This is a genomic window from Stenotrophomonas sp. 704A1, assembly GCF_030549525.1.
GTDB lineage: Bacteria > Pseudomonadota > Gammaproteobacteria > Xanthomonadales > Xanthomonadaceae > Stenotrophomonas > Stenotrophomonas tuberculopleuritidis.
Genome location: NZ_CP130831.1, coordinates 4,041,582 through 4,066,577, shown reverse-complemented (window position 1 = coordinate 4,066,577; position 24,996 = coordinate 4,041,582). Strand labels below are relative to the sequence as shown.

Annotated in this window: 25 protein-coding genes; 17 read left to right on the top strand and 8 right to left on the bottom strand. The window is 67.8% G+C overall.

Annotated features, from left to right (window positions below):
• Window positions 1-53 precede the first annotated feature (53 nt).
• Window positions 54-1,061: a methionine ABC transporter ATP-binding protein gene (locus Q5Z10_RS18540; RefSeq protein ID WP_303636822.1), complete on the top strand. Its 1,008-nt coding sequence runs from the start codon at window positions 54-56 to the stop codon at window positions 1,059-1,061.
• The gene (locus tag Q5Z10_RS18535; protein ID WP_303636821.1) at window positions 1,058-1,747 is read left to right on the top strand and encodes a methionine ABC transporter permease; all 690 of its coding nucleotides are present in this window, start codon (window positions 1,058-1,060) and stop codon (window positions 1,745-1,747) included. The genes Q5Z10_RS18540 and Q5Z10_RS18535 overlap by 4 nt, the downstream gene beginning before the upstream one ends.
• 86 nt (window positions 1,748-1,833) lie before the next feature.
• Here Q5Z10_RS18535 and Q5Z10_RS18530 read toward each other — a convergent pair whose 3' ends face one another.
• Window positions 1,834-2,436 (bottom strand): lipocalin family protein, encoded by a 603-nt coding sequence (locus Q5Z10_RS18530; RefSeq protein WP_303636820.1) that lies wholly within the window; start codon window positions 2,434-2,436, stop codon window positions 1,834-1,836.
• 125 nt (window positions 2,437-2,561) lie between these two features.
• Here Q5Z10_RS18530 and Q5Z10_RS18525 point away from each other — a divergent pair, with 125 nt between their 5' ends.
• Both Q5Z10_RS18525 and Q5Z10_RS18520 read left to right on the top strand, forming a co-directional pair.
• Window positions 2,562-2,879, top strand: coding sequence for a hypothetical protein (locus Q5Z10_RS18525; protein WP_303636819.1), 318 nt, complete (start codon window positions 2,562-2,564; stop codon window positions 2,877-2,879).
• Between the two features lie 69 nt (window positions 2,880-2,948).
• Window positions 2,949-5,045: a prolyl oligopeptidase family serine peptidase gene (locus Q5Z10_RS18520; RefSeq protein WP_303636818.1), complete on the top strand. Its 2,097-nt coding sequence runs from the start codon at window positions 2,949-2,951 to the stop codon at window positions 5,043-5,045.
• A 120-nt stretch (window positions 5,046-5,165) separates the two neighbouring features.
• Here the strand turns inward: Q5Z10_RS18520 and Q5Z10_RS18515 are convergent, their stop codons facing one another.
• On the bottom strand, window positions 5,166-6,350 hold the full coding sequence (locus Q5Z10_RS18515; protein ID WP_303636817.1) for a pyridoxal phosphate-dependent aminotransferase: 1,185 nt from the start codon (window positions 6,348-6,350) through the stop codon (window positions 5,166-5,168).
• 129 nt (window positions 6,351-6,479) lie between these two features.
• Between Q5Z10_RS18515 and Q5Z10_RS18510 the strand changes: the two genes are divergently transcribed.
• From Q5Z10_RS18510 to hslU, 9 genes are all read left to right on the top strand, one after another.
• On the top strand, window positions 6,480-8,612 hold the full coding sequence (locus Q5Z10_RS18510; protein WP_303636816.1) for a S9 family peptidase: 2,133 nt from the start codon (window positions 6,480-6,482) through the stop codon (window positions 8,610-8,612).
• Between the two features lie 55 nt (window positions 8,613-8,667).
• A complete protein-coding gene (locus Q5Z10_RS18505; protein WP_303636815.1) occupies window positions 8,668-9,090 on the top strand; it encodes a YbaN family protein in 423 nt (140 codons plus the stop codon).
• A gap of 165 nt (window positions 9,091-9,255) precedes the next feature.
• A complete protein-coding gene (gene lptM / locus Q5Z10_RS18500) occupies window positions 9,256-9,495 on the top strand; it encodes an LPS translocon maturation chaperone LptM (protein ID WP_303636814.1) in 240 nt (79 codons plus the stop codon).
• A complete protein-coding gene (dapF, locus tag Q5Z10_RS18495) occupies window positions 9,488-10,339 on the top strand; it encodes a diaminopimelate epimerase (RefSeq protein ID WP_303636813.1) in 852 nt (283 codons plus the stop codon). Before lptM ends, dapF begins: the two co-directional genes overlap by 8 nt.
• Window positions 10,336-11,010 (top strand): DUF484 family protein, encoded by a 675-nt coding sequence (locus Q5Z10_RS18490; RefSeq protein ID WP_303636812.1) that lies wholly within the window; start codon window positions 10,336-10,338, stop codon window positions 11,008-11,010. Before dapF ends, Q5Z10_RS18490 begins: the two co-directional genes overlap by 4 nt.
• Before the next feature lie 11 nt (window positions 11,011-11,021).
• On the top strand, window positions 11,022-11,903 hold the full coding sequence (gene xerC, locus Q5Z10_RS18485; RefSeq protein ID WP_303636811.1) for a tyrosine recombinase XerC: 882 nt from the start codon (window positions 11,022-11,024) through the stop codon (window positions 11,901-11,903).
• Between the two features lie 91 nt (window positions 11,904-11,994).
• Complete coding sequence (locus Q5Z10_RS18480) at window positions 11,995-12,195, top strand: DUF3079 domain-containing protein (RefSeq protein WP_010481389.1); 201 nt, start codon at window positions 11,995-11,997, stop codon at window positions 12,193-12,195.
• A 154-nt stretch (window positions 12,196-12,349) separates the two neighbouring features.
• Window positions 12,350-12,901, top strand: coding sequence for an ATP-dependent protease subunit HslV (gene hslV, locus Q5Z10_RS18475; RefSeq protein ID WP_005411093.1), 552 nt, complete (start codon window positions 12,350-12,352; stop codon window positions 12,899-12,901).
• 106 nt (window positions 12,902-13,007) lie between these two features.
• The gene (hslU, locus tag Q5Z10_RS18470; protein WP_303636810.1) at window positions 13,008-14,381 is read left to right on the top strand and encodes an ATP-dependent protease ATPase subunit HslU; all 1,374 of its coding nucleotides are present in this window, start codon (window positions 13,008-13,010) and stop codon (window positions 14,379-14,381) included.
• A gap of 112 nt (window positions 14,382-14,493) precedes the next feature.
• On the opposite strand, the gene smeT is transcribed toward hslU, so the two are convergent.
• A complete protein-coding gene (gene smeT, locus Q5Z10_RS18465; protein WP_303636809.1) occupies window positions 14,494-15,153 on the bottom strand; it encodes an efflux transporter SmeDEF transcriptional repressor SmeT in 660 nt (219 codons plus the stop codon).
• Between the two features lie 224 nt (window positions 15,154-15,377).
• Between smeT and smeD the strand changes: the two genes are divergently transcribed.
• From smeD to smeF, 3 genes are all read left to right on the top strand, one after another.
• The gene (gene smeD / locus Q5Z10_RS18460; protein ID WP_303636808.1) at window positions 15,378-16,559 is read left to right on the top strand and encodes a multidrug efflux RND transporter periplasmic adaptor subunit SmeD; all 1,182 of its coding nucleotides are present in this window, start codon (window positions 15,378-15,380) and stop codon (window positions 16,557-16,559) included.
• 12 nt (window positions 16,560-16,571) lie between these two features.
• Window positions 16,572-19,694, top strand: a complete 3,123-nt coding sequence (smeE, locus tag Q5Z10_RS18455) for a multidrug efflux RND transporter permease subunit SmeE (RefSeq protein ID WP_303636807.1) — start codon at window positions 16,572-16,574, stop codon at window positions 19,692-19,694.
• A 97-nt stretch (window positions 19,695-19,791) separates the two neighbouring features.
• Window positions 19,792-21,177, top strand: a complete 1,386-nt coding sequence (gene smeF / locus Q5Z10_RS18450; RefSeq protein WP_303636806.1) for a multidrug efflux RND transporter outer membrane subunit SmeF — start codon at window positions 19,792-19,794, stop codon at window positions 21,175-21,177.
• A 355-nt stretch (window positions 21,178-21,532) separates the two neighbouring features.
• Here smeF and Q5Z10_RS18445 read toward each other — a convergent pair whose 3' ends face one another.
• The 5 genes from Q5Z10_RS18445 to Q5Z10_RS18425 all read right to left on the bottom strand — a co-directional run bounded on the left by Q5Z10_RS18445 (window position 21,533) and on the right by Q5Z10_RS18425 (window position 24,014).
• On the bottom strand, window positions 21,533-21,985 hold the full coding sequence (locus Q5Z10_RS18445; protein ID WP_303636805.1) for an REP-associated tyrosine transposase: 453 nt from the start codon (window positions 21,983-21,985) through the stop codon (window positions 21,533-21,535).
• Window positions 21,986-22,208: 223 nt separating this feature from the next.
• Window positions 22,209-22,631 (bottom strand): low affinity iron permease family protein, encoded by a 423-nt coding sequence (locus Q5Z10_RS18440; RefSeq protein ID WP_303636804.1) that lies wholly within the window; start codon window positions 22,629-22,631, stop codon window positions 22,209-22,211.
• A 70-nt stretch (window positions 22,632-22,701) separates the two neighbouring features.
• Window positions 22,702-23,028 (bottom strand): hypothetical protein, encoded by a 327-nt coding sequence (locus tag Q5Z10_RS18435; RefSeq protein ID WP_303636803.1) that lies wholly within the window; start codon window positions 23,026-23,028, stop codon window positions 22,702-22,704.
• 74 nt (window positions 23,029-23,102) lie between these two features.
• The gene (locus tag Q5Z10_RS18430) at window positions 23,103-23,363 is read right to left on the bottom strand and encodes a cyclin family protein (RefSeq protein ID WP_303636802.1); all 261 of its coding nucleotides are present in this window, start codon (window positions 23,361-23,363) and stop codon (window positions 23,103-23,105) included.
• A 198-nt stretch (window positions 23,364-23,561) separates the two neighbouring features.
• Complete coding sequence (locus Q5Z10_RS18425) at window positions 23,562-24,014, bottom strand: nucleoside deaminase (protein ID WP_107231974.1); 453 nt, start codon at window positions 24,012-24,014, stop codon at window positions 23,562-23,564.
• Between the two features lie 80 nt (window positions 24,015-24,094).
• On the opposite strand from Q5Z10_RS18425, the gene ubiE reads away from it, so the two are divergent.
• Complete coding sequence (ubiE, locus tag Q5Z10_RS18420) at window positions 24,095-24,856, top strand: bifunctional demethylmenaquinone methyltransferase/2-methoxy-6-polyprenyl-1,4-benzoquinol methylase UbiE (RefSeq protein ID WP_154264453.1); 762 nt, start codon at window positions 24,095-24,097, stop codon at window positions 24,854-24,856.
• Window positions 24,857-24,996: the final 140 nt, after the last annotated feature.

The window sequence follows — 24,996 nt, the reverse complement described above, 5'->3', positions numbered from 1 at the left end:
GGCGCTGGTAGGCTGCACGCCCCTTTCCATCGCCCGCCCGGTGAGCCGCTCCCGTGATCGAGTTCCAGCGCCTGCACAAATCCTATGCCGTTGCCGGCCGCGCGGTCAGCGCGCTGCAGCCGCTGGACCTGACCATCGAGGCCGGTGAGGTGTTCGGCATCATCGGTCATTCCGGTGCGGGCAAATCGACGCTGATCCGCATGATCAACCGGCTGGAGGAACCCAGCGGTGGCCGCCTGCTGATCGCGGGCGAGGATGTGACGGCGCTGGACGCCGACGGCCTGCGCGCGCTGCGCCGGCGCATCGGCATGATCTTCCAGCACTTCAACCTGCTGTCCTCGCGCACGGTGGCCGGCAATGTCGCGTTCCCGCTGGAGCTGGCCGGCACGCCGAAGGCGGAGATCGACGCACGCGTTGCCGAACTGCTGCAGACCGTGGGCCTGGAGGCGCACGCGCAGAAGTACCCGGCACAGCTGTCCGGTGGCCAGAAGCAGCGCGTCGGCATCGCCCGTGCGCTGGCCACCCGGCCGCAGATCCTGCTCTGCGACGAGGCCACCAGCGCGCTGGATCCGCAGACCACCGCCTCGGTGCTGGCGCTGCTGTCGAAGATCAACCGCGAGCTGGGCCTGACCATCGTGCTGATCACCCACGAAATGGATGTGATCCGCCGCGTGTGCGACCGCGTGGCCGTGCTCGACGCCGGCCAGCTGGTCGAAACCGGCCCGGTCACGCAGGTGTTCCTGCACCCGCAGCACCCCACCACGCGCCGTTTCGTCAGCGAGTCCGAGCATGTGGACGAAGGCGCGCTGCACCGCGATTTCGATGCCGTGGGCGGCCGCATCGTGCGCCTGACCTTCCTCGGTGGCGACACCTACGAACCCCTGCTGGGCAGCGTCGCGCGCCAGACTGGAGTCGACTACAACATCCTGTCCGGCCGCATCGACCGGATCAAGGACACCCCCTATGGCCAGCTGGTGGTCGCCCTGGTGGGCGGCGACCACACGGCCGCGCAGGCCGCCTTCGTGGCGGCCGGCGTGCACGTTGAGGAACTGCGCCGATGATCTTCGCCACCGCTGAAGGATTTTTCCGCCATCTCGATGGCGACAAGTGGGTGGATATCGGCAAGGCGACCGTCGAGACGCTGTTGATGATGGCCGGTTCGTTGCCGCTGACCCTGGCCATCGGATTGCCGATGGGCGTGCTGCTCTATGTGTTCGGTGCGCCGCAACTGAAGCGCCGGCCGCTGGCCTACGGCGTGCTGGCGCTGGTGGTGAACCTGCTGCGCTCGGTGCCGTTCATCATCCTGATGGTGGTGCTGATTCCGGTCTCGCTGTGGCTGATGGGCCAGTCGATCGGCGTGCTCGGTACCCTGCCTGCCCTGGTGATCGGTGCGGCGCCGTTCTACGCGCGCCTGGTCGAGACCGCCCTGCGTGAGGTGGACCGTGGCGTGGTCGAGGCCGCGCAGTCGATGGGGGCCACGACGTGGCAGCTGGTCAGCCGGGTGCTGCTGCCCGAGGCCCGCCCGGGCCTGATCGCAGCAGCGACGGTCACCACCGTGGCGCTGGTGGGCTTCACCGCCATGGGCGGCGCGATCGGTTCCGGGGGCCTGGGTGACCTGGCACTGCGCGAAGGCTACCAGCGCAACCGCACCGACGTGGCGCTGGTCACCGTGGTGGTGCTGCTGGTGCTGGTACAGCTGCTGCAGATGCTCGGCGACCGCCTGGTCGCGCATTACAGCCGAAAGTAACGGCTGCGTTCGCCGGGCATGGCCCGGCGCTACCGGAATCGTCTGTCTGTTGCGGGGAGCGCCGGGCCATGCCCGGCGGCGGCGCCTCAGCGTACGTTCGGTACTTCGTAGCCCAGCTTGCCCACCTGCTCGGGGCGCTGCGGTACACGCTTGAGCTTGTCGGTGTTCACGCCGTACTCGTCGCGCAGGCGCTCGGCCAGCTCCTTGTACAGCGCCTTGTCCATGTCCGGCTGGCGCGCGAAGATCCAGGCCATCTCGCGGCCCGGATAGCCGATCAGCGCCCACGAATAATCCGGCGCCACTTCCAGCACGCGCGAATGGGTCGGCACCACGCGGTAGAACCAGGTGCGCCAGCTGTGGTTGCCGCTGTCCGGGTCGACGCTGGCACGGGCACGGACTTCCTGCAGCGGTTCGCCGAAGCCGTCGCGGTAGCGATAGGTGATGGACACCTTGTTGTCATCGCGCAGCGTGTACTGGTTGACGCTGGTGACGTGCCCCCGTTCGATGAAGTTCGGCACGCGACCGATCACGTACCAGGTGCCCATGAAGCGCTGCAGGTCGATGGGGCCGCCCCATTCGCGGCCTTCGGACGCAGCGGCGCGGGGCGCCGGTGGGTCGCTGGCAGCCAGGGCGGGGCCGCCCAGCGACAGGGCCAGCAACACAGCGCAGAACGGGCGGATCGAGGTCATGCGGGAGCGGGCTCCAGTGGGCTTGCCCGCGCATGGTCACTGTGTGCACGCCATCCGTCAATGGTGTCGCAGCCTGTGAGAAGCGTTGCCGCCACGCTGGCGCGCATCGTCCACGGAGAATTCCCATGCGCCCACGTAGCCACCGCCGCCTGCCAGCTGAACGTGTCGATGAACGCAGCGATCCGCGCCTGCAGCGGGCGGTACCGCAGCTGGCACTGGCCGGACTGGCCGTGGTGCTGGTGTGGCCGGCCGCGCGCGGCAGCAGCGTCTGGCTGGGCTGGCTGCCGCTGTGGCTGGTCGGCATGCCGCTGGCGGCATGGTGGGCGTTGCTGCGGTGCCCGCTGCCCTCGCCGGCGGTACTGCGCTGGCTGCGCGGCCGCGGTGCGCAGGCGCAGCGCCGTCGGCCGGCACGCGCGCGCAGCGCGCGGGCAGCCGCAGCCTGACCTTCGACACGGGGGCCGGCCGCGGGATCCATGCTAGCGTTCCACGGCTGATGACTGCCTGGAGCCCAAATGTCCCGATTCGCTTCCGCCTGCCTGCTGGCCGGCATGATGACCGCTGCCTCGGTGGGGACCGCCGTGGCGGCTGAAGACGCCGACCGTTATGCCTGGCTGGAGGACGTCACCGGCGACAAGCCGCTGTCGTGGGTCAAGCAGCAGAATGCGAAGTCCGAGGCGCGCCTGGCGCAGACCCCGGCGTTCAAGCAGATGGAGGCCAGCATCCGCGAGGTGCTCGATTCCGACGCCAAGATTCCCGCCGTGCAGAAGATCGGCGACTACTACTACAACTTCTGGAAGGACAAGCAGCACGAGCGTGGCCTGTGGCGGCGTACCACCCTGGCCGAGTACCGCAAGGCCTCGCCGCAGTGGGAGACCGTGCTCGACCTGGATGCGCTGAACAAGGCCGAGAACGAGAACTGGGTCTGGCACGGCGCCGAATGCCTGCGCCCGGACTACAGCCGCTGCCTGATCGCGCTGTCGCGCGGCGGCGCCGACGCCGACGTCACCCGTGAGTTCGACCTGTCCACCCGGAGCTGGATCCAGGACGGCTTCTTCCGTCCCGAATCAAAGGGCGGCCTGAGCTGGATCGACCGCGACACCGTGTTCGTCTACACCGATTTCGGTGCCGGCTCGATGACCACCTCCGGCTACCCGCGGGTGGCCAAGCTGTGGAAGCGCGGCACCCCGATGGCCTCGGCCAGCGTGGTGTACGAAGGCAAGCCGGAAGACATGTACATCGCGGCCCTGCACGATGACACCCCCGGCTTCGAGCGCAACCTGGTCAGCCGCACGCTGGCCTTCTACAACAACGAGCTCTACCTGCGCGGCGACGATGGCAGGTTGACCCGGATCGACGCGCCGAACTCGGCCGAGAAGAGCCTGCACAAGCAGTGGCTGACCCTGGAACTGCGTGATCCGTGGACCGTCGGCGGCAGGACCTATGCGTCCGGCTCGCTGCTGGCCACCCGGCTCGACGATTTCCTGGCCGGCAAGCGCGAGTTCGAGGTGCTGTTCACCCCGACCCCGACCACGTCGCTGGCCAGCGCGGTCTGGACCAGGAACCACCTGGTGCTGAACGTGCTGGACGACGTCAAGAACCGCCTGTCGGTGCTGACCCCGGGCGCGAAGGGCTGGCAGAAGAGCGATTTCGTCGGTGCACCGGCGTTTGGCACCCTGGGGGTCAGTGCCGTCGACAGCAACGACAGCGACGCGGTGTGGCTGACCGCCACCGACTACCTCACCCCGACCACGCTGGCCCTGGCCGAGATCGGCAAGGCGCCGGAAACGCTGAAGACCATGCCGGCGTTCTTCGACGCTGACGGCAAGGTCATCGAACAGCACTTCGCCACCAGCAAGGACGGCACCCGCGTGCCGTACTTCGTGGTGCACGACAAGGCGATGAAGCTGGACGGTTCCAACCCGACCCTGCTGTACGGCTACGGTGGTTTCGAGATCTCGCTGACCCCGGCCTATTCCGGCGGCATGGGCCGCGCCTGGCTGGAGAAGGGCGGCGTGTACGTGGTTGCCAACATCCGTGGCGGCGGCGAATACGGCCCGCGCTGGCACCAGGCGGCGCTGAAGCAGAACCGTCACAAGGCCTATGAAGACATGGCCGCCGTCGCGCAGGATCTGGTCACCCGCAAGATCACCAGCGCCAAGCACCTGGGCGTGCAGGGCGGCAGCAACGGTGGCCTGCTCACCGGCAACATGCTCACCCAGTACCCGGAACTGTTCGGTGCGGTGGTGGTGCAGGTGCCGCTGCTGGACATGAAGCGCTACAGCCACCTGCTGGCCGGCGCCTCGTGGATGGCCGAGTACGGCAATCCGGACACTGCCGACTGGGAGTTCATCAAGACCTTCTCGCCGTACCACCTGTTCGACGCGAAGAAGACCTATCCGCCGGTGCTGTTCACCACCTCCACCCGCGATGACCGGGTGCACCCGGGCCACGCGCGCAAGATGGCGGCGAAGATGATCGATGCCGGCAAGGACGTGACCTACTACGAGAACATCGAAGGCGGCCACGGCGGCGCGGCCAACAATGCGCAGGCCGCGCACATGTCCGCACTGGCCTACAGCTTCCTGTGGGAGCGGTTGGGCGGTAAGTGATGGAATGAAGAACGCCGCCCTCGGGCGGCGTTTTTCGTTGGGTATTCGTTGATCGGTAGCGCCGGGCCATGCCCGGCGGCTGCTTTGCCGCGCTGCGCGCTCGCCGGGCACGGCCCGGCGCTACCGGAAATGTTTCAACCCGCGCGCAATCCGCTGCACCGCTTCCTGCAGCCTCGGCACTTCCTGGGTATAGGCCAGGCGCACGTGCTGGTTGGCACGGTGGAAGCCGAAATCCAGGCCCGGGGTGAACGCTACATGCTCGGTTTCCAGGAAATGCGCGCAGAACGCCTGCGCGTCATCGGTGAACGCACTGACGTCGGCATACAGGTAGAACGCGCCCTGCGGCTCCACTTCGATGCGGAAGCCGAGCTCGCGCAGCGCCGGCAGCAGGAAGTCGCGGCGCTGCCGGAACGCTTCGCGGCGCTGCTCGAAGATCGCCATCGATTCCTCGCTGAAGCAGGCCAGTGCGGCGTGCTGGGCGATGCTCGAGGCGCTGATGTACAGGTTCTGCGCCAGCTTCTCCAGGTCCGGAACCGCCGCCGGCGGCGCGACCAGCCAGCCCAGCCGCCAGCCGGTCATGCCGAAATACTTGGAGAAGCTGTTCAGCACGAACGCACTGTCGTCGACCTGCAGCACGCTGGCCGCATCCAGGCCGTAGGTCAGGCCGTGGTAGATCTCATCGACCACCAGGTGGCCGCCGCGTGCGCGCAGCGCGGCCGACAACGCGGCCAGCTCATCGGCCGACAACACAGTGCCGGTGGGATTGGCCGGCGACGCCGCCAGCGCGCCGACACTGTCGGCATTCCAGTGTTGCTGCACCAGCGATGGCGTGAGCTGGTAGGCGGTGTCCGGGCCGACCGGCACCAGCTGCGCGCCGCCTTCCACCAGCCGCAGGAAGTGGCGGTTGCAGGGGTAGCCGGGGTCGGCCAGCAGCCAGTGCCGGCCCGGATCGACCAGCAGGCTGCTGGCCAGCAGCAGCGCACCGGAGCCGCCCGGGGTGACCAGGATGCGTTCGGGGTCGATGTCCAGCCGGTAATGGCTGCGGTAGAAGCCGCTGATCGCCTGGCGCAGCGCCGGCAGGCCGCGCGCGGCGGTGTAGCGGGTGTGGCCGGCGGCCAGCGCGGCCTGGCCGGCACGCACCACCGGTTCGGCGGTGGTGAAGTCCGGTTCACCGATCTCCAGATGGATCACGTCATGGCCGGCCTGTTCCAGCGCCTGTGCGCGGGCCAGCAGGGACATCACGTGGAAGGGGGCGATCTCATGGCTGCGCCGGCTGTAGCCCGGCGTGTGGGGCAGGGTACTCATGTGCCCATGGTACGCCGCGTGCTCCGGCAGTGCCGCGGGTGACCCGCTGCAGGGTTGCCCGCCGTGCCCGCACGACCCAGACTCGGCAACAAGGACGCCATTGCATTGCTGTTCAAGGAGCCTTATCTCATGAAGCCCACCCTCTGCCTGTTGCTTGCGAGCCTGATGACCAGCACCGCCACTGCCGCCACCCCGCCCGTTCCGCCGGATGTCGAGAAGCGCCCGCACGTGGTCAAGGCGCCTTTCGGCGCGACCCGCAACGATGACTATTACTGGCTGCGCGACGACAAGCGCGAAGACACGGCCATGCTGGGCTATCTGCAGGCCGAGAACGCCTATGCCGACCAGCTGCTGGCACCGCTGAAGCCGCTGGAGGACACGCTGTACCAGGAGATCGTCGGCCGCATCAAGCAGGACGATTCCAGCGTGCCGGCGCGCGAGCGCGGCTACTGGTACTACAGCCGCTACCAGACCGGCCAGGACTATCCCATCCACGCCCGCCGCAAGGGCGCGATGGAAGCGCCGGAGGAGATCCTGCTGGACGTCAATGCGATGGCCGCCGGCAAGGGCTATTTCAGCGTCGGCGCGATGGAAGTGAGCCAGGACAACCAGTTGCTGGCGTGGGCCGACGACGATGTGGGCCGGCGCCAGTACACCCTCCGTTTCAAGGACCTGCGCAGCGGCCAGGTGCTGCCGGACGTCATTACCGGGACCTCCGGCGACCTGGTCTGGGCCGACGACAACCGCACCGTGCTGTACGTGGAGAACGACCCGGAAACCCTGCTGACCGTGCGCGTGAAGAAGCACGTGCTGGGCACCCCGGCCAGCGCCGACACGGTGGTCTACGAAGAACAGGACGACAGCTTCTACATGGGCATCGGCCGCACCCGCGATGACCGCTTCATCACCATCGGCGTGCACAGCACCGTGTCGTCCGAAGAGCGCTACGCGCCGGCCAGCGATCCGACCACCTTCACCGTGCTGGCGCCGCGCCAGCGCGACGTGGAGTACGACGCCGACCATTACGACGGCCGCTGGGTGATCCGTACCAATGATGGCGCGAAGAACTTCAAGCTGGTGACCGCGCCGACCGATGCCACCTCGCGCGCGCAGTGGCAGGACTGGATCGCGCACGACGATGCGGTGTTCATCGAAGGCTTCGAGCTGTTTGACACCTATACCGCCATCGCCGAGCGTTCCGAAGGCCTGGAGCGCATCCGCCTGCTGTTCAAGGATGGCCGCAGCGATTACGTGAAGGCTGATGAGCCGGCCTACTCGATGGGCCTGGGCGACAACACCGAAGCCGACAGCCCCTGGCTGCGCTACGTCTACACCTCGATGACCACGCCGACCACGGTGTACGAGCTGAACACCGCCAGCGGCGAACGCCGCCAGCTGAAGCAGCAGCCGGTGATCGGCTATGACGTCTCGAAGTACGAAACCGACCGGGTATGGATCACCGCGCGCGACGGGGTGAAGGTGCCGGTGTCACTGGTCTACCGCAAGGGCTACCGGAAGGACGGCAAGGGCGCGCTGTTCCAGTACGCCTATGGCAGCTACGGCATGTCGATGGATCCGTACTTCAACCAGACCGCAGTGAGCCTGCTGGACCGCGGCGTGGTATATGCCATCGCCCACATCCGCGGCGGCCAGGAAATGGGCCGCGACTGGTACGAGACCGGCAAGCTGCTGCACAAGCAGAACACCTTCAACGACTTCATCGATGTCACCCGCGGCCTGGTCGCGCAGGGTTGGGCGGCAAAGGATCGCGTGGCCGCCTCCGGTGGCAGCGCCGGCGGCCTGCTGATGGGCGCCATCGCCAACCAGGCGCCGCAGGACTACCGCGTGCTGGTCGCGCAGGTGCCGTTCGTCGACGTGGTCACCACCATGCTCGACCCGACCATTCCGCTCACCACCAACGAATACGACGAATGGGGCAACCCGGAGCAGAAGCCGTTCTACGACTACATGCTGTCCTACTCGCCCTACGACAACGTAAAGAAGCAGGCCTACCCGGCGCTGTTCGTGGGTACCGGCCTGTGGGATTCGCAGGTGCAGTACTGGGAGCCGGCCAAGTGGGTGGCCAGGCTGCGCGATGACAACACCGGCCCTCACCCGATCCTGTTCCGCACCAACATGGAAGCGGGCCACGGTGGCAAGTCGGGGCGTTTCCAGCGCTACCGCGAGTTGTCCGAGTCGTATGCCTTCGTGCTGCAGCAGCTGGGCATCCACGACCCGGCCGGCGCCGCTGCGGCGGAATGACGCACGGTGGCGGCGGTGATATCGCCGCCGCCACCGCTGTGGGTATCCTTGTGCGATGAGCCAGCCCGATCCTCCTGCTGCCAAAGCCCCGCCCGCGCCGGTCCGGCCGGTGCGCCTGCGCTGGGCCTGGTGGTTGCTGGCCTACGTCAGCCTGGGCACCGGCATCGTCGGCATCTTCGTGCCGGGGCTGCCGACCACCGTATTCATCCTGATTTCGGCCTGGGCTGCCTCGCGCGGCTCCGAGCGCCTGCACAACTGGCTGCTGCAGCACCCGCGCTTCGGCCCGGCCATCGCCAACTGGCAGGCACACGGCGCGGTCAGCCGCCATGGCAAGTGGATGGCCACGATCACCATGGCCGTGTGTGCCGGCATCATGCTGTGGTGCGTGCCGATCGCCTGGGTGAAGTGGTTCTCGATCGGCAGCATGAGCGTGGTGGCGATCTGGCTGTGGACCCGCCCGCTGCCGCCGCCCGCGTGAGAGTTCGCCGGGCATGGCCCGGCGCTACCTGTGGCGCCCGATTACGGTAGCGCCGGGCCATGACCGGCGGATGTGCGGGGTGCGCGGTTGCGGTAGTGCCAGCCGCTGGCCGACAACCCGGTGGAGTGCACCAATCGCTCAGCTGCCAATGGCTATACTCGGGGCATGAAGATCCCCCATCGAACTGTCATCCTGATTCCGCTGGCAGCGGCCTCGCTGCTGTTCCTCGCCGCGTGCGGCAACAAGGGTCCGCTGGTGCTGCCGCAGAAGCCGGTGCCGGTGGAAGAAACGGTCGAGCCGGCCGCCGATCCCGAAGCGGCCCCGCCGGCCACCCAGGACACCGATGCCGGCAATCCGGCCGCCGTCCCGGACCCGGTCAAGAAGGTGGACGACGGGAATGAGTAAGGCCGGTTCCAACCGCCTGCGCTTCAGCAAGATGCACGGCGCCGGCAACGATTTCGTAGTGATCGACCTGCGCGACGGCACCGCGCCGCCCACCCCGCAGCTGGCCGCCCGCCTGGCCGACCGCCACACCGGGGTCGGCTGCGACCAGATCCTGACCATCGAGCCGCCGCGTGCGGAAGGCTCGGTGGCGTCGTACCGCATCTGGAACGCCGACGGTTCCAACTCCGAGCAGTGTGGCAACGGCGCGCGCTGCATCGCCGCCTGGCTGGTGCGCGAGGGCAGCGCGCAGGGCGGGCGTTTCGTCATCGACAGCCCGCTGTCCAGCCATGCCGTGGACGTGCTGGGTGACGGCCAGTTCGCGGTGGCGATGGGCGTGCCGGCGTTCGAACCGGCGCAGGTGCCGCTGGTCGGGTTCGCGCACCCGCGCGAGGAATACCTGCTGCCGCTGCAGGGCGAGAGCGTGCGCTTCGCCGCCGTGTCGATGGGCAACCCGCATGCGGTCATCGAAGTGGGCCTGATCGATGCCGCGCCGGTGGAACGGGTGGGGGGCCTGCTGCAGCAGCACGCCTCGTTCCCGAAATCGGTGAACGTGGGCTTCGCCCAGGTGATGGGCCCCGAGCACGCCCGTCTGCGCGTGTTCGAGCGTGGTGTCGGCGAAACGCTGGCCTGCGGCAGTGGTGCCTGCGCCGCCGCCGTCACCCTGATGCAGCGCGGCCGCCTGCAGCGCGATGCGCGCATCAGCCTGCCCGGGGGCGAGCTGCGCATCCAGTGGCCGGGCGATGGCCAGCCGGTGGTGATGGCCGGCCCGACCGCATTCGTCTTCGAAGGGGAGTGGATCGCATGACTGAGACCGTCGACAAGCTCGGTGCCCATGAAGTGGCCGCGTGGCTGCGGCGTCATCCGGGCTTCCTCAAGCAGTTCCCGGACCTGGCCCTGACCCTGGTGGTGCCGCGCGATGACGGTCCCACCGCGTCGCTGGCCAGCTACCAGCTGGAGGTGCTGCGTGAGAAGAACCGCGAGCTGGCGCGACGCCTGGCCGACCTGGGCGCCACCGCCCAGGTCAACGAACGGTTGGCGGTGCGTACCCACCAGCTGACGCTGGCACTGATGAAGCAGGACAACGCTGCCGACACGCTGCGTGCGATGGCCGCGTCCCTGCAGGAAGATTTCGCCGGTGACCTGGTGCGGCTGGTCGTGCACACCCCGGTGGCCGGCCTGGAGCAGGCCGAGTGGCTGCAGGTGCTCGCCGCCGATGATGCGCAGCTGGCCCCGTTCCGTGACTGCCTGAAGGATGGCGAGCCGATCTGTGGACGCCTGCACGCCGACAAGAACGCCGTGCTGTATGGCACGCGCAGTGAGGAAGTGCAGACCACCGCGCTGCTGCCGCTGCCGCGCATCGGCCTGATCGCGGTCGGCAGCCATGACCCGAACCGCTTCTACCCGGGGATGGGCACCCTGTTCCTGCGCATGATGGGCGAGGCGCTGGTGGCGGCACTGCAGCGCTTCCCGGGCTGAGAGGCACGACGATGAGCGCGGTGCAGGCCTTCCTGCAGCACCTGCAGGTGGAGCGGCGGATGTCGGCGCACACGCTGGACGCCTACCGCCGCGATCTGGACGCGCTGTCCACCTGGGTCGAACCGCGCGGCGTGGCGGTGGAGGCGCTGGACGCTGAAACGCTGCGCCAGTTCGTGGCCGATGAGCACCGCCGCGGATTGTCGGCCAAGAGCCTGCAGCGCCGCCTGTCGGCGTGCCGCAGCTTCTACGCCTGGCTGCTCCGGCATGGCCGCATCGAAGTCAGCCCGGCGGCGACACTGAAGGCACCGCGTGCGCCGCGGCGCTTGCCGCAGGTGCTCGACGCTGACGAGGCGGTGCAACTGGTCGAGCTGGAGCCGGACGGCGCGCTCGGACGGCGTGACCGCGCGCTGCTGGAGCTGTTCTATTCCTCCGGGCTGCGCCTGAGCGAGGTGTGCGCGCTGACCTGGCGCGACCTCGATTTCGCCAGTGGCCTGGTCAACGTGATGGGCAAGGGCAACCGTCAGCGCCGGGTGCCGTTCGGCCGGCCGGCGCGCGAGGCGCTGCTGGCCTGGCGCAGTGAATGCGGTGGTGGCCCGGCCACGCCGGTGTTTCCCGGCCGCAACGGGCCGATCAGCCAGCGCGCGGTGCAGGTCCGCATCCGCCAGCTGGCGCAGCGCCAGGGCCTGTTCAAGCAGGTGCACCCGCACATGCTGCGGCACAGTTTCGCCAGCCACATCCTGGAATCCTCCGGCGACCTGCGCGGTGTGCAGGAACTGCTGGGCCACGCCGACATCGCGACCACCCAGATCTACACCCACCTGGACTTCCAGCACCTGGCCAAGGTCTACGACGCCGCGCACCCGCGCGCCAAGCGGCGCAGCAAGGCCGGGTAGTGCCGGGCCAGGCCCGGCGGCTTGACCTGGATCATGGCGGAGCAGGGCACAGGGGCGCACCGTGGCCGCAGGCCACGACGGAACCGCCACCATGGCGAAGCCCATTCCACTGCACCCCCGGCATCCCGAGCGCATCTGCTGGGGCTGCGACCGCTATTGCGCCGCCGACGCGCTGGCCTGTGGCAACGGCTCCGGGCGCACCCAGCACCCGATCGAGACGCAGGGTGAAGACTGGTATATCGCCTGGGGTATCGAGCCGAATCCAGACCGGCCATCCCAGGCCAAGCGCTGACGGGCGGTGGCGTCCGCGCGCATTGCGATGCGCTCGATGGAAGGGCGCCGCCCTGCCCATGGGGCGCGGCCAAGCGCTGAACGGCAGCCGTCCACGCAGGCTTGATCGCTCCGGCCGCTGTCCCCATCTCCCGTGAACAGCTATCGGAGGCCGCATGGACCCCAGTCAGAATCCCAATGTTTTCCACGCCACCACCATCGTCTGCGTCCGTCGCGGCGAGCACGTGGCGATCGCCGGCGATGGCCAGGTCACCCTGGGCCACACGGTGATGAAGGGCAATGCGCGCAAGGTGCGCCGCCTGGGCCGCGACGGCCAGGTGCTGGCCGGCTTTGCCGGTGCCGCCGCCGATGCCTTCACCCTGTTCGAGCTGTTCGAGGCCAAGCTGGAAAAGCACGGCCAGTTGCAGCGTGCCGCCGTCGAGCTGGCCAAGGATTGGCGTACCGAACGCCGCCTGGGCAAGCTGGAAGCGCTGCTGGCGGTGGCCGACAAGGAAACCTCGCTGATCATCAGCGGCACCGGCGATGTGATCGAGCCGGAGGACGGCATCATCGCCATCGGTTCCGGTGGTTCGTATGCGCTGTCCGCCGCGCGCGCGCTGATGGCGCACACCGAACTGGATGCGCGCACGATTGCCAGCGAAGCGATCGGCATCGCCGGCGACATCTGCATCTATACCAACCGCAACGTGGTGGTCGAGGAGCTGTGACGGGAAACCCGTCACCGCCCTTCCAGATTCGCCGGGCATGGCCCGGCGCTACCGGCCGGGACCGTTCGGTTTCGGCGTCGTAGACAACGCATTCGTGAGCACACCCATGTCGAAGATCGAAGTTTCCTCCGCCACCATGACCCCGCGCGAGATCGTGCAGGAACTGGACCGGCACATCGTCGGCCAGCACGACGCCAAGCGCGCCGTGGCCATCGCGCTGCGCAACCGCTGGCGCCGCATGCAGCTGGTGCCCGAGCTGCGCAATGAAGTGATGCCGAAGAACATCCTGATGATCGGCCCGACCGGCGTCGGCAAGACCGAGATCGCGCGTCGCCTGGCCACCCTGGCCAACGCACCGTTCGTGAAGGTTGAAGCGACCCGCTTCACCGAAGTCGGCTACGTCGGCAAGGACGTCGAGCAGATCATCCGCGACCTGGCCGATACCGCGGTCAAGCTGTACCGCGAGCAGGCCAAGGTGCGCGTGCGCACCCAGGCCGAGGAACGCGCCGAAGACCGCATCCTGGATGCACTGCTGCCGCGTCGCAGTGGTGGCATCGGTTTCGATCCGGAAGCCGCGCGCAACGAGCCGTCGGCGCAGGACAACGAGACCCGCATCAAGTTCCGCAGGATGCTGCGCAATGGCGAACTGGACGAGCGCGAGATCGAACTGGACCTGACCGCCAACGTCAGCATGGACATCATGACCCCGCCGGGCATGGAGGAAATGGGCCAGCAGCTGAAGTCGATGTTCGCCAACCTCGGCGGCGGCGCCAAGGCACACAAGCGCACGCTGACGATCAAGGCCGCACGCCCGTTGCTGGTGGAAGAAGAGGCCGGCAAGCTGGTCAACGAAGACGACATCCGCACCGCCGCGATCGAAGCCTGCGAACAGCACGGCATCGTCTTCATCGACGAGATCGACAAGGTCGCCAAGCGCGGCGACAACGTGGGCGGCGGCGATGTCTCGCGCGAAGGCGTGCAGCGCGACCTGCTGCCGCTGGTGGAGGGCTCCAATGTGTCCACCAAGTACGGCACGATCAAGACCGACCACATCCTGTTCATCGCCTCCGGCGCGTTCCACCTGGCCAAGCCCAGCGACCTGATCCCGGAGCTGCAGGGCCGCTTCCCGATCCGGGTGGAGCTGGGCGCGCTGAGCAAGGACGATTTCGTCCGCATCCTGACCGAGCCGAAGGCCGCGCTGACCAAGCAGTACGAAGCGCTGCTGGCCACCGAAGGGGTCAAGGTCAGCTTCACCACCGACGCCATCGAGCGCCTGGCCGAGATCGCCTTCCAGGTGAACGAGCGCCAGGAAAACATCGGGGCGCGCCGCCTGCACACGGTGCTGGAGCGCCTGCTGGATTCGCTCAGCTATGAAGCCCCGGACCGCGATGGTGAAACCCTGGCCATCGACCGCGCCTACGTCGAGACCCATCTGGGTGAGCTGGTGCAGGACCCGGACCTGAGCCGCTACATCCTGTAACGCCGACTCTGCAAAGCATGAGGCCGCCGGAAGGCGGCCTTATTGTTTGTCCGTTCGCATCCACGCAGGGCGTGGATCCACCACGGTAGCGCCGGGCCATGCCCGGCGACCCTCACGCGGCCGGCAACGGCTCGGGCACCGAGCCCGGAACGAACACGCCGTCCTTTACGTACGCAGCCAGCGTCATGTCCAGCGCCAGCATGCCGTCGCGCTTGAGATCCATCAGCTCCGGTTCGACCATCGCGCCGTGCAGCACGCCCAGTACGGTGGCATGCAGCATGCGCGCGGCGATCTTCGGGTCGGCGCCATCGCGCAGCTGGCCCAGTTCCTGGGCGCGGCGCAGGGCGCGCTCCATGCGGTCCAGTGCGTCGCGGAAGCCGGCCTGCTGCAGTTCGGTCAGCACCTTGGTATCGGCCGACGCATCACTGCGCAGCATGATCTCCATGGTCTTGCGCAGGCGCTCGTCCTCGGACAGCTCGATGAAGGAATGGATCATCACGGCGCGCAGATCGTGCACCGGCGTGTCGCGCTGATCGCTGGAGGTGCGCTCCAGCTCCTGCATGAAAGGCAGGTGCACGCGCTCGACCATCGCCGCCAGCACTTCGCCCTTGTTCTTGAAATGCCAGTACACCGCGCCGCGGGTATAGCCGGCACGCGCGCCGATCATCTCCAGCGTGGTGCGGGCGACGCCGTGCTCGTGGAAGCAGGTCTCGGCAGCGTCCAGGATGCCTTCCCGGGTCGCCTGGGTGTCCTCTTTGGTCTTGCGGGCCATGGGTGGGTACGAGTGAGCGTGAAACGTGGCTGAATTGTACCGGTTTACAAACAAATACGCATGTATGTATATTTCCGTCCCATCATTCCCGTCGTGCGTGTGGCCGGCCGCCCAGGCCCCTGCGCCCCGCCGGGTGGGCGTTGCTCGCACGGTCCTGCCTCTGCTGGAGGAGGGCCGCCGTATCAGCGCCGGCTGAGACCCTTTCCTTCAAGAGCCTTTCCGTCATGTTGCTGAGCCGAATCCGACCCTTTGCGCTGTCGTTGGCGATCGCCGCGACCGTGGCCGCCTGTGGCGGTGAACCCCAGACCCCCGAGCAGGGGCCCGGCCAGGTCAGCGTGGTCACGCTGAAGTCCGAGACGGTGGGGCTGACCCGCGAACTGCCGGGCCGCACCAATGCGTTCCTGGTGGCCGAAGTGCGCCCGCAGGTCAATGGCATCGTCGCCAAGCGGCTGTTCACCGAAGGCGCCATGGTCAAGGCCGGCGAGCCGCTGTACCAGATCGAGGACGCCAGCTATCGCGCCCAGGCCAACAGTGCCCGTGCCCAGCTGGCCCGTGCCGAGGCCACTGCCAACGCGGCCCGCCTGAGCGCTAAGCGCATCACCGAGCTGGCCAGGGTCGATGCGGTCAGCCAGCAGGATCTGGAAAACGCGGTCGCTGCACAGAAGCAGGCCGAAGCAGACGTCGGTGCCGCCAAGGCATCGCTGGATGCGGCCAACGTCACCCTCGGCTATGCGCGCATCACCGCGCCGATCAGCGGCCGCATCGGCAAGTCCAGCGTCACCCAGGGTGCGCTGGTCAGCGCCGGCCAGGCCACCGCGCTGGCGACGGTGCAGCAGCTGGACCCGATCTACGTCGACCTCACCCAGTCCTCGGCCGAACTGCTGCAGCTGCGCCGCGAACTGGCCGCCGGCCGCCTGCAGGACAACCAGCAGACCCCGGTCAGCATCCTGATGGAAGACGGCAGCGAATTCGCCCACAAGGGCACGCTGGAGTTCTCCGAAGTCAGCGTCGATCCGGCCACCGGCAGCTTCGCGCTGCGGGTGAAGGTCGACAATCCCGATGGCCTGCTGATGCCGGGCATGTATGTGCGCGCGGTGATCGGCGGTGGCGTGCGCAGCGATGCGGTGCTGGTGCCGATGCAGGGCATCGCCCGTGATGCCAAGGGCGATACCAGCGCCATGGTGGTCGGCAAGGACAACAAGGTCGAGGTGCGCCCGGTCAAGGTCAGCCGCACCGTCGGCGACAAGTGGCTGGTCGAGGATGGCCTGAAGGCCGGTGACAAGGTCATCGTCGAGGGCCTGCAGAAGATCGGCCCGGGCATGCCGGTCAACGCCACCGAACAGGGCGCCGCCCCGGCCAAGCCGGCCGCCGCCCAACCTGCAGCCCCGGCCGCAGGCGCGAAGTAAGCGGAGAACCCCATGGCACGTTTCTTCATCGATCGCCCCATCTTTGCGTGGGTCATCGCGATCATCATCATGCTCGCCGGCGGCCTGGCCCTGTTCAAGCTGCCGATCTCGATGTACCCCAACGTCGCACCGCCGGCGGTGGAAATCAGCGCCAGCTATCCGGGTGCGTCGGCCAAGGTGGTCGAGGACTCGGTGACGCAGATCATCGAGCAGAACATGAAGGGCCTGGATGGCCTGATCTACTTCTCCTCCAACAGCTCGTCCAATGGCCAGGCCACCATCACCCTGACCTTCGAGAGCGGCACCAACCCGGACATCGCCCAGGTGCAGGTGCAGAACAAGCTGCAGCTGGCGATGCCGCTGCTGCCGCAGGAAGTGCAGCGGCAGGGCATCAATGTGGCCAAGTCCAGTTCGGGCTTCCTCAACGTGGTCGCCTTCGTGTCCGAAGACGGCAGCATGGATGCCAACGACATCGCCGACTATGTGGGTTCCAACGTCGTCGACCGCCTGAGCCGCGTGCCCGGCGTGGGCAACATCCAGGTGTTCGGCGGCAAGTACGCCATGCGCATCTGGCTGGACCCCAACAAGCTGCACACCTATGGCCTGTCGGTGCCGGAAGTGACCGCCGCGATCAAGGCCCAGAACGCGCAGGTGGCCATCGGCCAGCTGGGCGGTGCGCCGTCGGTCAAGGGCCAGCAGCTCAACGCCACCATCAACGCGCAGTCGCGCCTGCAGACCCCGGAGCAGTTCCGCAACATCATCGTGCGCGGTGCGCAGGATGGTGCCGAACTGCGCCTGGGCGATGTCGCCCGCGTCGAACTGGGCGCCGAGTCCTACGACTTCGTCACCCGCTACAACGGCCAGCCGGCCAGCGGCCTGGCGGTCACCCTGGCCACCGGCGCCAACGCGCTGGATACCGCCGCCGGTGTCGATGCAACGCTGAAGGAACTGGAAGGCTTCTTCCCGGCCGGTCTGAAGGCCGAGATCCCGTACGACACCACCCCGTTCGTGCGCGTGTCGATCAAGGGCGTGGTGCAGACCCTGCTGGAAGCGATCGTGCTGGTGTTCGTGGTGATGTACCTGTTCCTGCAGAACTTCCGCGCCACGCTGATCCCGACCATCGCCGTGCCGGTGGTGCTGCTGGGCACCTTCGGCGTGCTGTCGGTGCTGGGCTTCTCGGTGAACATGCTGACCATGTTCGCGATGGTGCTGGCCATCGGCCTGCTGGTGGACGATGCCATCGTGGTGGTGGAGAACGTCGAGCGCATCATGTCCGAAGAGGGCCTGTCGCCGCTGGAAGCCACCCGCAAGTCGATGGGGCAGATCACCGGCGCGCTGGTCGGCATCGGCCTGGTGCTGTCGGCGGTGTTCGTGCCGATGGCGTTCATGAGCGGCTCCACCGGTGTGATCTACCGGCAGTTCTCGGCCACGATCGTTTCGGCGATGGCGTTGTCGGTGCTGGTGGCCATCGTGCTGACCCCGGCGCTGTGCGCCACCATGCTCAAGCCGCTGAAGAAGGGCGAGCACCACGTGGCCCACAAGGGCTGGTCGGGCCGATTCTTCAACGGCTTCAACCGCGGCTTCGACCGCACCAGCGAAAGCTACCAGCGCGGCGTGCGCGGCATCCTGCACCGCCCGTGGCGGTTCATGGGCATCGTCGCGGCGCTGTTCGTGCTGATGGGCGTGCTGTTCGTGCGCCTGCCCAGCTCGTTCCTGCCCAATGAAGACCAGGGCGTGCTGATGGCGCTGGTGCAGGCCCCGGTCGGTGCCACCCAGGAGCGCACGCTGGAATCGATCGCCGCGCTTGAAAAGCACTTCATGGAGAACGAGAAGGACGCGGTCGAGTCGGTGTTCTCGGTGCAGGGCTTCAGCTTCGCCGGCATGGGCCAGAACGCGGGCATGGCCTTCGTCAAGCTGAAGGACTGGAAGGACCGCGATGCCGACAACGGCGTGATGCCGATCACCGGCCGCGCGATGGCCGCGCTGGGGCAGATCAAGGATGCCTTCATCTTTGCCTTCCCGCCGCCGGCCATTCCGGAACTGGGCACCGCCTCGGGCTACACCTTCTTCCTGAAGGACAACAGCGGCCAGGGCCACGAAGCGCTGGTGGCCGCGCGCAACCAGCTGCTGGGCCTGGCGGCCCAGAGCAGCAAGCTGGCCAACGTGCGCCCGAACGGTCAGGAAGACACGCCGCAGTTCCGCATCGATATCGATGTGGCCAAGGCAACCTCGCTGGGGCTGTCGATCGACCAGATCAACACCACCCTGGCCACCGCATGGGGCAGCTCGTACATCGACGACTTCGTCGATCGCGGCCGGGTCAAGCGGGTGTTCGTGCAGGCCGACCAGGCGTTCCGCATGGTGCCGGAGGACTTCGATCTCTGGTCGGTGAAGAACGACAAGGGCGAGATGGTGCCGTTCAGCGCCTTCGCCAGCAAGCGCTGGGACTACGGCTCGCCGCGCCTGGAACGCTACAACGGCGTATCGGCCACCGAGATCCAGGGTGAGCCGGCGCCGGGTGTGGCCTCGGGCGATGCGATGGCCGAGATCGAGCAGCTGGCCAAGCAGCTGCCGGCGGGCTTCGACGTCGAGTGGACGGCGATGTCCTACCAGGAGCGCCAGGCCGGTTCGCAGACGCCGCTGCTGTACACGCTGTCGCTGATGATCGTGTTCCTGTGCCTTGCGGCCCTGTATGAAAGCTGGAGCGTGCCGACCTCGGTGCTGCTGGTGGCGCCGCTGGGCATCCTCGGTGCGGTGCTGGCCAATACCTTCCGTGGCATGGAGCGCGACATCTACTTCCAGGTGGCGATGCTGACCACGGTGGGCCTGACCAGCAAGAACGCGATCCTGATCGTGGAGTTCGCCAAGGAGCACCTGGAGAAGGGCGCGGGGCTGATCGAAGCGACGATGCACGCGGTTCGTGACCGCCTGCGCCCGATCATCATGACCTCGCTGGCGTTCGGCATGGGCGTGCTGCCGCTGGCGATCTCCACCGGCGCCGGTTCCGGCGCCAAGCAGGCGATCGGCACCGGTGTGCTCGGCGGCATGATCGTCGGCACCGTGCTGGGCGTGTTCTTCGTGCCGCTGTTCTTCGTGGTGGTGCAGCGCGTGTTCAAGCGCAGGACCGCCGAGTAATGAAAACCGGTAGCGCCGGGCCATGCCCGGCGGATGCCTCACCACGCAGTGGCCGGGCCATGCCCGGCACTGCCACCGTGAATCCGAAGGTATTGCCATGAAGCTTCATTCCATCGCTCTGTCCATCGCCGCCGCGCTCGCGCTGGCCGGCTGCTCCACCCTGGTGCCAAAGGACACCGCCGTTGCGCCGGCCATTCCCGCGCAGTGGCCAGCCGAAGCCGCGCAGGGTGAGGTGGCCGACGCCGCCGCCGTCGGCTGGCGCGACTTCTTCACCGATCCGCGCCTGCAGCAGGTGATCGGCCAGGCGCTCGACCACAACCGCGACCTGCGCGTGGCCGTGCTCAATGTGGAGAAGGCACGCGGCCAGTACCGCGTGCAGCGCGCCGACCGCGTTCCGGGCGTGGCCCTCACCGGGCAGATGGATCGCCGCGGTGGCGACGTGCCGGTGACCGAGCAGTTCACTGCCGGCGTGGGTGTCGCCGAGTTCGAACTGGACCTGTTCGGTCGCGTCCGCAATCTCAGCGAGGCCGCGCTGCAGCAGTACTTCGCCGTGGCCGCCAATCGCCGCAACGCGCAGCTGAGCCTGGTGGCCGAGACCGCCACCGCGTGGCTGACCTACGGCGCCGATCAACAGCAGCTGGCCATCTCCGAAGCCACCCTGAAAAGCTACGAGGACTCGTTGCGGTTGGCCGAGGCCCGCCATGAACGTGGCGGCAGCTCGGGGCTGGAACTGAGCCAGACCCGCACCCTGGTCGAAACCGCACGCACGGACGCCGCGCGCCTGCGCGGGCAGCTGGCGCAGGACCGCAATGCGCTGGCCCTGCTGGCCGGTGGCCAGATCGACCCATCGCTGCTGCCGGACACCCTGGCACCGCAGCTGCAGGCCCTGGCACCGCCGCCGGCGGGCCTGCCCAGCGACGTGCTGCTGCAGCGTCCGGACATCATGGCTGCCGAGCACCAGCTGCTGGCCGCCAACGCCAACATCGGCGCGGCGCGCGCAGCGTTCTTCCCCAGCATCCGCCTGACCGGCAGTGTCGGCAGCAGTTCGGGTGAGCTGTCGGGCCTGTTCGACAGCGGCACGCGGGTGTGGAGCTTCCTGCCCACCATCACCCTGCCGATCTTCCAGGGCGGCAAGCTGCGCGCCAACCTGGCGGTCGCCAATGCCGACCGTGATATCGCACTGGCGCAGTACGAGAAAGCGATCCAGAGCGGCTTCCGCGAAACGGCCGATGCGCTGGCATTGAACGTCAGCCTGGACGAGCAGGTCGCCTCGCAGCAGCGTCTGGTCGATGCCGCCGAGCAGGCCAATCGCCTGTCGCAGGCGCGCTACGACGCCGGCCTGGACAGCTTCGTCACGCTGCTCGACGCACGGCGCACCGCCTACAGCGCACAGCAGACCCAGCTGCAGGCGCAGCTGGCGCAGCAGTCCAACCGGATCACCCTGTACAAGGTGCTCGGCGGCGGCTGGCACGAGCGCGGATAAGTCCCGCACGGTAGCGCCGGGCCATGCCCGGCGGCGTTCCGATCCGATGTGCAGCCCGCCCGACGAAGGCCGCGCGTCGCGCCATCAAGACGCCCTCCGGTAGCGCCGGGCCATGCCCGGCGGCTCTCCGTTCCGATGTTCAACCCGCCTGACGCAGGCCGCGCGTTGCGCTCGCCGGGCATGGCCCGGCGCTACCCTGCGCTGTCCCTCCGGTTGTTGCGCCATCAAGACGCCCTCCGGTAGCGCCGGGCCATGCCCGGCGGCTCTCCGTTCCGATGTGCAACCCGCCTGACGCAGGCCGCGCTTCGCGCTCGCCGGGCATGGCCCGGCGCTACCGCGCGTTGTTCCTCCGGCATTACCGCTGGGGCCAGCGACACCACGCAAATGGATACTCGTCCAGCTGGGTTGCCAGTCCAGCCCGGATGGGATTGCCGAGGATGTAACGCGCGTGGCGTCTCAGCGCATCCTCGTGGCGCACGGCATGGTCGAAGTAGCTCGGCTGCCACAGCGGCGTCTCGATCCCGAACTGCTGCCCCAGCAGCCTGCTGCTGCGTGACTTGAGTGTCCCCATCAGTCGCGCGAGGGAACCGCTACGCAGCTGCACCAGCCAATGCAGGTGGTCCGGCATCACGACCCAGGCAAAGGAGTGGCTGAGGCCCATGGATTCGACCACCCGCAGTGCGTCCACGAGACAGGCCGCACAGCGTGGATCGTCAAACACGCGGCGTCGGCGTTGTACAACGGTGGTCAGCACGTAGCAGCCGTCGATACGGGAAATGCGACCACGCTGTAGATGGCGGCTGGACATGGAGGCAGCCTGCGCGATGGCATGCGCTTGCTTCCATCGGCGTCCGCCGTTGGTTCATGTGGGCATCTTCCGGTCCACGCGCTCGCCGGGCATGGCCCGGCGCTACCTCACGCTCACCCTCCGGTAGCGCCGGGCCATGCCCGGCGGCTCTCCGATCCGATGTTCAATCTGCCTGACGCAGGCCGCGCAATCGTGCCCGCCGGTCATGCGGGGCGGGCAGGCGTTACACCGCTTCATCATCCCGGCGCAGGCCGTGGCAGGCACGCACGCGGGCCAGCGCATCGCCGGCTTCGCGTGCCATCTGTTCGTACTCGGCACGGATCTCTTCCAGCCGCGCCTCGTCCAGCTCTTCCAGGTCCAGCAGCTCGTTGTTGGCTTCGGCCGTGGCCCGGATCAGCTCGTCCAGCTTGATCTGCATCGCCGCGGTGTCGGCGTTCTGCGTGTGCTGGATCAGGAACACCATCAGGAAGGTGATGATGGTGGTGCCGGTGTTGATCACCAGCTGCCAGGTGTCGTTGAACTTGAAGATCGGCCCGCTGATGCCCCACACCACGACGATCGCCACTGCGGCCAGGAAGGTCCACGGCGATCCGGTGGCAGCCGCGGCCTTCTTGGCGATCGTATTGAACAGGTTCCGTGCGCTCATCGTCATCGTTCCAGGAAAGTGCCGACGATGATCGGCGCGGCAGCGTGCAGGAGCCGTGTGCAGCGATGGATCAGGCGCGCAGGCGCGGCGCTTCCTGGATCGGCACCGGGCTGGCCAGGTACAGGTGCTGCCAGCAGCGTTCGACGAATTCACGGGCCTGCGCTTCGCTCAGCCGCGGCATGATCTGCAGTGCGTACTGGGTCTGGAACAGCTCGTCACGCTGCGCATTGCTGGCGCGCGGTTGGGTGATCAGCGAATCGCAGGCGAACTTCACCCACGGCACGTAGGTGCCGAACGAGGTATGCGCCAGCGCCCCGTCGGCGTGCTGGCGGCGCCAGTAATCCAGTTCCGCGTCGACGTTGATGACAGGGGGGATGGCAGGGACTTCAGCGTGCATGACATTCCAATCGGTTGGAGTGGAGGGGAGTGGGGGCCCATCACAGTGTGGCCCCGACGGCGGTGGATGCCGCGTCAGCGAGATGTAGAGCCGGTGTCGGTATTGCCGACACGCTGTGCATGTTCGACCGCGCCCAGTTCTTCGGCCAGCTCGGCCATGGCATTGCACAGTCGCGTGCGGTCGCGCGGGTGGGCGCGTACCAGCTCCTGCTGCAGGCTCTGGTAGGCGGTCCAGAAGGGAGCGGTGCGGTGGTGCAGCGTGTACTGCTGCTGCAGGCGGTCCCGGATCGCGGTCAGGGCCGGATCGGGTTGGGGTCGTGCGGCGTGCGCACTCATGGTAGGGCTCCACCGGGATAGGGGGTCCCGGTGCAACCACCCTAGGCCTCTGGCGTGTGCAGCATGTTAGTACCGCGTGTGCAGCTCATGTTGCTGACTGTGCGCCAGCGCACACCAAACAGCGAAGAGCCTGCCAGCACTAGTGAATTCGGGCGCTGAAGCATTCATCAAGCCCGTCGCGGCATCACTGCGCGCCGTTCATTCGCCGATGTCTTCGTTCCAGATTTCCGGATGCTGCGCAATGAAGCCGCCCAGCAGGTCCACGCATTCCTGGCTGTCCAGGTCGATCACGTTGACGCCGTTCCCGCGCAGCCAGTCGATGCCGCCCTGGAACGTGCGCGACTCGCCGACCACCACGGTGCCGATGTTGAACTGGCGCACCAGGCCCGAGCAGTACCAGCAGGGTGCCAGGGTGGTGACCATGATGGTGTCCTGGTAACGGCGCTGGCGGCCGGCCTTGCGGAACGCATCGGTCTCGCCGTGCACCGACGGGTCGCCTTCCTGCACGCGGCGGTTGTGGCCGCAGCCGAGCAGGCGGCCGTCGTTGTGGTACAGGGCCGCGCCGATCGGCACGCCGCCTTCGGCAAGGCCCTGGCGGGCTTCGGCGATGGCGGTCTGCAGCAGGGCCTGGTAGTCGGGCGTGGTGATCATGCGGGGCTCCGGTAAGTCGTGGTCCGCCATGATACGGGCAGGGGGTGCCGCTGGCCCCCGGCGGTGCGATAATCGGGGCCATGAGCGAATCCCCCTACAAAGCCGGTACCACCCATTTCGGGTTCCGCGACGTTGCCGCCAAGGACAAGCAGAAGCTGGTCGGGCAGGTGTTCACCTCGGTCGCGCGCAACTACGACCTGATGAACGACCTGATGAGCCTGGGCGTGCACCGGGCGTGGAAGCGCTATTACGTGGCGACCGCGCAGGTGAAGCCGGGCGACCGCGTGCTCGACCTGGCGGGCGGCACCGGCGACATCGCCGCGCTGCTGAAGGAGCGTGTCGGCGCCGAGGGCTCGGTGGTGCTGGGCGACATCAACGCCGGCATGCTGTCGGTCGGCCGTGACCGCCTGACCAACCGCGGCCTGGTGCTCGGCCTGGATTACGTGCAGTGCAACGCCGAGGCCCTGCCGTTCCCGGACAACAGCTTCGACCTGGTGACCATCGCCTTCGGCCTGCGCAACGTGACCGACAAGGACGCCGGCCTGCGCGAGATGTACCGCGTGCTGAAGGTGGGCGGCCAGGCCCGCGTGCTGGAATTCTCCGAAGTCACCGCCGACTGGTTCAAGCCGATCTACGACTTCCACTCGTTCAAGATCCTGCCGAAGCTGGGCAAGCTGTTCGCCAACGATTCGGACAGCTACCAGTACCTGGCCGAAAGCATCCGCAAGCACCCGCCGCAGGAAGAGCTGAAGGCGATGATGGGGCAGGCCGGTTTCGAGCGCTGCCACTACAAGAACCTGACCGGCGGCATCGTTTCGATCCACTCCGGCTACAAGCTGTAAGCCAGGAGGCAGCCGGGCATGGCCCGGCGCGACCTGGCCGCTTCCGGTAGCGCCGGGCCATGCCCGGCGAATCCTTACCCCGCATCGCGCAACGCCTGCGGGGCCGGAGGGAGGTACCATTGGGGTTTGATCCCCGTAAC